This window comes from Acinetobacter sp. 22323 (assembly GCF_052044895.1).
Lineage (GTDB): Bacteria > Pseudomonadota > Gammaproteobacteria > Pseudomonadales > Moraxellaceae > Acinetobacter > Acinetobacter schindleri.
Genome location: NZ_JBQEOL010000044.1, coordinates 1 through 1,679 on the forward strand (window position 1 = coordinate 1; position 1,679 = coordinate 1,679).

At 40.9% G+C, this 1,679-nt stretch carries 1 protein-coding gene; it reads right to left on the reverse strand.

From position 1 onward, the window contains the following. Positions 1–1,679 (reverse strand): Ig-like domain-containing protein (locus tag ACTJIX_RS14770; RefSeq protein WP_440611563.1); only part of this gene is annotated, 1,679 nt, incomplete at both ends.

Below are 1,679 nucleotides of genomic sequence, written 5' to 3' on the forward strand. Positions count from 1 at the left end.
CAATATTCGCTGTCCACTCACCTGTTTCCAAGTTAACAATTTGTGCTTCAACAACTTGATCACCTACTGTAACTTTAATTGCTGTAAGCGTACTGTCTGATGGAATTGAGCTTAACTTACCCACAATAGGAACATTTAAAGACGTTGATTCTACGGCATTGACAATACCGTCAGTAGCAATACTTACAATGTCGAAAATTACGTCACCTAATGCTGGTGGTGTGATGTCCGATTCAAATCCACCATTGGCTTTATCCAAGACTTTCTCTGAACCCGGGTTGCCTGCAAGGTCTGTGTACGACCCTTCTTTTAGTTTAAGACTTGGTTGATCTGTACCTGCCTGTTTAAAGCTTAAAGTCCAGACTGTTTTATCATCTGCAGACTGTTGAAGACCTGAAATCAAGCCACCTTTCGCTTCGAAGTCAGCAAGTTCAAGGCCTTTAACCTCTTCATTAAAGGTAATCGTAATTGTGACAACTTCATCTTTAGCCAGAACTTTATCTGCAGGCTCAATACTTGTAACTTCAGGCTTACTTAGGTCTACTTCATAATTTGAAGCTGTACTCTTGGTGGAGGTATTACCCGCTTGATCCTTAAAGGTTACTGTCGCATTAACTTCTTTAGCTTGATTCGCAACATTAATGAATGATGAACCGGATAATACCGCAGCCCAAGTACCGGACTGGGCATCTGTAATAGTCGCATCGACTGTTTCACTACCCACCGTAACTTGAATTACAGTTTCAATGCTATCAGCAGGAATTGATGTTAATTGACCAACAATCGTAACTTTATCTTGAGATTCTGCAATATTCACAATGCCATCTTCTGCAACAGTTTCGATTGTGAAGATTACGCCGTCCAACGCTGGTGGGGTGATATCAGATTCAAATCCACCATTGGCTTTATCCAAGACTTTCTCTGAACCCGGGTTACCCGCAAGATCAGTATAAGAGCCTTCTTTAAGTATAAGACTTGGTTGATCTGCACCTTCTTGTACAAACTCTAAAGTCCATACCGTTTTGTCTGTTGCAGATTGTTGAAGGTTATTAACACTACCACCTACTGGGACAAAATCATTAATGTCGAGGCCTTTAACTTCTTCGCTAAACTTGACAGTAATAATTACTTTTTCGCCTTTAGCCAAAAGCGTATCCGATGCTGTGATACTCTCAACTTTCGGTGCAGTTGTATCTACAGTGTAGTTCTCAACCGTTGTCTTAGCTGAAGTGTTTCCTGCCGCATCCTTAAACGTCGCTTCAGCCAAAACTTGAGTATTATTGAGGAAATGTTTACCTTCAATATTCGCTGTCCACTCACCTGTTTCCAAGTTAACAATTTGTGCTTCAACAACTTGATCACCTACTGTAACTTTAATTGCTGTAAGCGTACTGTCTGATGGAATTGAGCTTAACTTACCCACAATAGGAACATTTAAAGACGTTGATTCTACGGCATTGACAATACCGTCAGTAGCAATACTTACAATGTCGAAAATTACGTCACCTAATGCTGGTGGTGTGATGTCCGATTCAAATCCACCATTGGCTTTATCCAAGACTTTCTCTGAACCCGGGTTGCCTGCAAGGTCTGTGTACGACCCTTCTTTTAGTTTAAGACTTGGTTGATCTGTACCTGCCTGTTTAAAGCTTAAAGTCCAGACTGTTTTATCATCTGCA